The following is a 5,475-nucleotide window of genomic DNA, read 5'->3' as shown; positions in this document are numbered from 1 at the left end:
GAACATATATGATCGAGGTGAATGAAATGCAAAAAGATGCGTCAGGCACCCAACAAGAGTGCCGTTCCTCCAGGAGCGGTGGGAAAAATGACACACGCCCTGAAGTCGCAAATAACATAGATACTGACTTACAGCTGATTGCGGAAAGTTTCCAAAAGGCCTGTAGGACAATGAACGATTCTGGAAAAGAGCAGCACGAAATCGTTCAGATTATTAAGAAGATGGCTGCAATAGCGAAAGAAATCTGCTTACTGTCTGACCACCAAGTACCCACTATGCGGAAATTATAGGATTGTTTCGATTAACGCTTGGAGATTCCGGAGGTAATGTATATATGAATACCATAGAAAGTACGCTTGTTTTGTTGAAACCGGATGCGGTTAAAAGGAACCTGTCTGGTGAGATCATTAGCCGCTTTGAGCGGCGTGGATTTGGAATATCTGCGCTCAAGTTAGTTCGGTTGTCCCGGGATGTCGCTGCCAAGCATTATGAGGAGCATCAGAATAAGCCTTTTTACCCGGCTTTGATCGAATTTATTACTTCAGGACCGGTTGTAGCAATGGTAGTTACCGGACCGCATGCGGTCAGTATCGTGCGCAAAATGATGGGGTCTACGAATCCGGCCGAGGCTCTGCCTGGTACAATACGGGGCGATTATGCAACGACTATGGATAATAATATTGTGCATGGTTCAGATAGTGTTGCCAGTGCTAAAAGGGAAATTGCGATTTACTTTACCGAAGAGGAAATCTATGAATGATAGGTAACAAGATATAGGCTAAAGCCAATTTGCGTAGACATGAAAAAAAGTTAGGAAATGAGCTGGCATCTGTATATAACAGGGGTCAGCTTTTAGTTTTCGTTGACTTTGCTGTAGCTGCTGTTTACAGGTCTGCTCCTTTTGAACATAGTCTTTTAAGACTTTACCAATTATCTGTTTATAGAGTATTATAATTACATAAGGGCGACTTAGAGGTAATTGTTTACAATTTAAGGAATGTATTTCATAATAATTGTGCACAATTTGGAATATAGTTCCGGACATGGAGGGAATGCAAAAAATGGAAAGACGTATAAAAGATGTAATGCCTGAATTTTTAGAGCTTAGGGAAGCTATGGCGTTATCCCGGGAAGAAAATCGGGAAAACCACCGGAAGTTTATAAATCCGGATTTAGTAAATCTCATGGGGCTTTTAAACTTTGATAAGAGTTTTGTAAGGGCGAAGGGGACGTCGATTTGGGATAGGGAAGATAATGAATACTTAGATTTCTTAGGCGGCTATGGAGCCTTGAACCTGGGACATAACCACCCTGAGCTAATTGCAGCAGTTGAGTCGGTACAGGAATTACCGAATCTGATTCAAGCCGCCCCCAATCCTTTAGCAGGGGCATTAGCCCGGAATCTAGCCTTGTTTACCCCGGGAGAACTGCAATACTCATTTTTCGGCAACAGTGGTGCGGAGGCTGTGGAAGGGGCATTAAAACTGGCCCGGGCCGCTACCGGGAAAATGAAATTTATTTCCTGCGAGGGTTCTTTTCATGGTAAATCCTTCGGAGCCCTGTCAGTCACAGGGCGGGAGAAATATAGAAAGCCGTTTGCCCCGTTGCTGCCGGGAATCGAGTTTATTCCTTTTGGCGATGTACAAGCCCTGGAGCGAGCTTTATCTCAGAAGGATGTAGCGGCGTTTATCGTAGAACCTATTCAGGGAGAAGGCGGGATTATTGTCCCACCGGCGGGATATTTAAAAGAGGTCAGGGATATTTGTACAAAGTATAATACCTTGCTTATTGTTGATGAAATCCAGACCGGATTTGGGCGTACCGGGAAAATGTTTGCCTGCGAACTGGACGGGATTGTTCCCGATATCCTGTGCCTGTCCAAATCATTTGGTGGCGGAGTAATGCCACTAGCGGCCTATACTACTACCGAAAAGATTTGGAAAACGGCCTACGGCAGCACGGAAAAAGCTACACTGCATACCTCTACCTTCGGTGGTAATACCCGGGCGGCAGCGGCAGGGATTGCGACTTTGGAAATCCTTTTCCGGGAGGATCTATCGCGGCAGGCAGCAGAAAAAGGTGAATATCTCATGCAGAGATTGCAGCAATTACAGAAAAAATACCCATTTTTGAAAGAGGTCCGTGGGAGAGGGCTTATAATCGGACTGGAGTTTGCCCAGCCGGAAAAGGGGATTCTTAACAGGCTGACCGGAGGCGCAATGGAAAAGTTAGCCAGTGAATATCTGGGAGCGATGGTAGCTGGAGAACTGTTGAATAATCACCGGATAGTTACAGCCTATACTTTGAATAACCCTAATGTTATTCGATTAGAACCGCCGCTGACTGTATCTTATGAGCAGCTTGATAAATTGCTTGCTGCCTTGGACGTAATCTGCGCAAAGAACAAGAGTTTTGGGGATATGGTGATAGCTAGCGGTAAAACCATGTTAGGTTCCTTGGTTAAAAGAGGCTGAGCAGAATATAATCATACAAAAGTGGATGACCTGTGCCGTCATCCACTTTGTAAATAATCAAAGTTACTGCTTTAATAGCTTAGTTCTAATCTTTTCAATATCTGCAGTCGCTAACTCTTCTACAACTTCAATTACGCCCATAATCTTTCCGTTATGATAGACCCCCATACTACCCGGTTTCTGGGGTGGAAGGTCCAGCTCCGCGTCACTCTTTGTCCCGGTAAAAGTCTGAACTACCTTTTTTTGCTCATAGGACACGATTTCCCACTTACCTTCAGGGTTATCAAACTTTGAAAAGTTGATAATCACTTTTGAGGGTATTTCTTTATTTATAACTGTTATAACCGGATCAAATTCATAACCAATTCCAGTAATAGTTACTGTTTGCTGATTGTTACCAGGCAGAGCCTTTTTAATTAACCGCCCGGATGGAACTTGATTAATATCATCGCCATATATGCTGGGGCGGCTCTCGGCACTACCACAGCACTGGGATTTGTCATTCGTAGAGCAACAACCCTTGCCTGGTGGAATAACAACATTTTGTTTGGCGATATCCACACTACTCAGATCATCAACTACCTTAATAATCCCACGCAGCATGCCCATCCAGCAACTGAAGCTCAGGTCTTCGCCCTGTGGTGTAAACTCAATTACATTTTCACCAGACACCAGTTTCTTTTTAATGTTTAAGGATGGAATGATTAGCTGATTATTGCAGGAGTTGATTTGATCGCCGCTAACAATTAGCTTTAAGGGCAGGCCTTTCTGAACATACAAAACATTGGGCACATAACCTTGGTTAGTTGCAGCGATTGTAATGGTCTGCTGGCCATTATTTACTTCGGCTTTTAGCGCCATGCTGCTATTGCCGGTGCTTTTTACTGCATAATTAAAGAACGGAGCATTAACTCCTGCAATGGCAAGCCCCCTATTTGTCATTATTAAACCTAAAATTATGACAAAAGCACCACTGAGCTTGAGTAGGGTTTTCGTAGAATCTTTACTTAGAAAAGTTGTAATTGTACCGAAAGACAGCATTAGTGGTAAGGTTCCAAGAGAAAAGACAAACATAGCGGTGGCGCCATGAAGAATATTTCCGGTGCTTAGAGCATAGAGCTGCATCGTTTGTAACGGCCCACAAGGAATTAGGCCGTTCAACAGGCCGACGATAAAAGGAGAGTTAGAGGGTTTTAACGGTAAATTGAAAAGCCGGGGGAAGCTTAGATAACGTCTAAAGATAGTAAGCCCTGTCATATTGAGTCCCATAAGGATCATAAAAATCCCTGCAACAATTGCTGCTCCGGCCATTAACCCAATCGAGACTGAAAGTACCGAACCCAGAGCGCCCACAACACCACCCAGAATGGTGTAGCTGAATACTCTGCCGGTGTTATAGTAAAGTGATCGTATCAAGGGGGATTGCTTGGCGTGAGCCTCTGTTGCAACTGCCTGTGACATCATAATGCCGCCACACATACCGACACAATGCAGAGACGTAAAAATACCAATAACAAAGATAACCAAATAGGTAACTTGACCTGTAAGTTGCGAGCTCATATCAAAGCTGCCCGTGATTTGACCAAGCAAAAGAATGGCCCCAAATAGAACTGCGATACCAAGAAAGTTTTTGGATTTATTTTTGGAATTGGCTCTACAATCAAGAGTATAGCCGCAATCAAGGATGGTTTGGTGAATCAGTTCTTCACTGCAGCTTTCCCGGTCAAATTCCACGTAAACGGTGTTTTGTGAATATATAGCGTTTACTGCTTTGACCCCTTTTAATCGCTTTAGTGCTCCTTCAATCTTTTTTTCGCAGGATATGCAGTGCATATCACTGACACAGATGGTTACTGCGGCTGTCAAATCGAGCCTCACCTACTTATCAGTATATATTTACCAATGATCATACCAGACACATCGCAAAGAATCAATGGTACGGCGTGTATATATTATATGAGGGTGAACAGAATGTAACCCAACCCCAAAAAGCTGTCCTGCACAGGTTAATACCTATGAAGGACAGCTTAGCTTTTCTTCCATGCATTTTTCCGCGATACAGTTTTAAGGTCAGTGTAAATTTCATTAATTGATAGGTTTTGCCTATTGATTAGCCAATACCGGAAGCACCTGCTTTTATTGTAAACTGAGACTTCTGGTGCGTAAAATATTCAAGTATCTCGTTGCATGTTTTGATCGAATCTTCCGGTTCCAGAGAATCGAGGCTGAGGGATAATCGGGAAAGTGTCTTATGCAGGTTGTTCAAATCTCCTATGCTCACGAATAAGTTCCGCGCCTTTTCAAAGTAGTCATAGGATTCTTTGTGTTTGCCCCAAAGCTGGAAGCAAACTCCCCGGGAATAAGACAAATTTGCTATATCTTGTGGAGTTTGGTCTTTTTGAAAATTTATTTCCGCTCCCTCGTATGCGCTCAAGGCAAGTGAAAAATTCCCTATATCACGACAGGCATCACCCATGACAAGGTAGACTCTTCCGATTTCCCGGTGATTTTCTGATTTTCTACAGACCATGATTGCATAATCATAGTATGAAAGGGCATCTGGTATACGGCCTGTCCGCATTAGGTCGGCCGCTTTTTTTACGATTTCTATTGCACTTAATTTCTTCAAACTTAATTGGCCAATTCTGGATGCACCTTTATCTGGCAACCATTTAGCAGCAGCCTTGAAATTTTTGATCTCTTCTCGCACATCGGCAGTCTCGTTCAAATCTAACACTTCTTTTATACATTCCGGCCAAGTGGCATGGGGAATTTTATAGTCATCTTTATCAGCAACATCTGAATTGTTTTTTAAAAGATAAGCAACTTTATCAATATCATCTAAACCTAAAAAGTGGATGATCCCTGCTTCAATCACATCTGAGATCGGGATTTCGTGCTCTTTCAGGATACCAACAGCTGCACTGCTGACTCTAGCGCTAACAGTAATCTTCCCATCTGATAGTTTGGATGTTCTAGCCATTATCCACCACCTTAATAA

At 43.1% G+C, this 5,475-nt stretch carries 5 protein-coding genes; 3 read left to right on the top strand and 2 right to left on the bottom strand.

The features are described from left to right. The 3 genes from VN379_RS22715 to VN379_RS22705 all read left to right on the top strand — a co-directional run. Positions 1 to 290 (top strand): hypothetical protein (locus VN379_RS22715; RefSeq protein ID WP_325538145.1); only part of this gene is annotated, 290 nt, incomplete at its 5' end. A gap of 53 nt (positions 291 to 343) precedes the next feature. Then, on the top strand, positions 344 to 760 hold the full coding sequence (ndk, locus tag VN379_RS22710; RefSeq protein ID WP_422663632.1) for a nucleoside-diphosphate kinase: 417 nt from the start codon (positions 344 to 346) through the stop codon (positions 758 to 760). Between the two features lie 301 nt (positions 761 to 1,061). Beyond that, the gene (locus tag VN379_RS22705; RefSeq protein ID WP_325538141.1) at positions 1,062 to 2,474 is read left to right on the top strand and encodes an aspartate aminotransferase family protein; all 1,413 of its coding nucleotides are present in this window, start codon (positions 1,062 to 1,064) and stop codon (positions 2,472 to 2,474) included. Positions 2,475 to 2,537: 63 nt separating this feature from the next. On the opposite strand, the gene VN379_RS22700 is transcribed toward VN379_RS22705, so the two are convergent. Both VN379_RS22700 and VN379_RS22695 read right to left on the bottom strand, forming a co-directional pair. Next, a complete protein-coding gene (locus VN379_RS22700) occupies positions 2,538 to 4,340 on the bottom strand; it encodes a sulfite exporter TauE/SafE family protein (RefSeq protein ID WP_325538139.1) in 1,803 nt (600 codons plus the stop codon). A gap of 244 nt (positions 4,341 to 4,584) precedes the next feature. Next, the gene (locus tag VN379_RS22695) at positions 4,585 to 5,457 is read right to left on the bottom strand and encodes a tetratricopeptide repeat protein (RefSeq protein WP_325538137.1); all 873 of its coding nucleotides are present in this window, start codon (positions 5,455 to 5,457) and stop codon (positions 4,585 to 4,587) included. Positions 5,458 to 5,475: the final 18 nt, after the last annotated feature.

Source organism: Sporomusa sp., assembly GCF_035561255.1.
In the GTDB taxonomy this organism is placed as follows: Bacteria; Bacillota; Negativicutes; order Sporomusales; family Sporomusaceae; genus Sporomusa.
Note: the sequence above shows the minus strand (reverse complement) of the source record. Positions and strands in the feature narration are given on the sequence as shown.

Coding starts and splice junctions, on each gene's coding strand:
- VN379_RS22705 (WP_325538141.1), top strand. CDS start 1,062: ATGGAAAGACGTATAAAAGATGTAATGCCTGAATTTTTAGAGCTTAGG.
- VN379_RS22695 (WP_325538137.1), bottom strand. CDS start 5,457: ATGGCTAGAACATCCAAACTATCAGATGGGAAGATTACTGTTAGCGCT.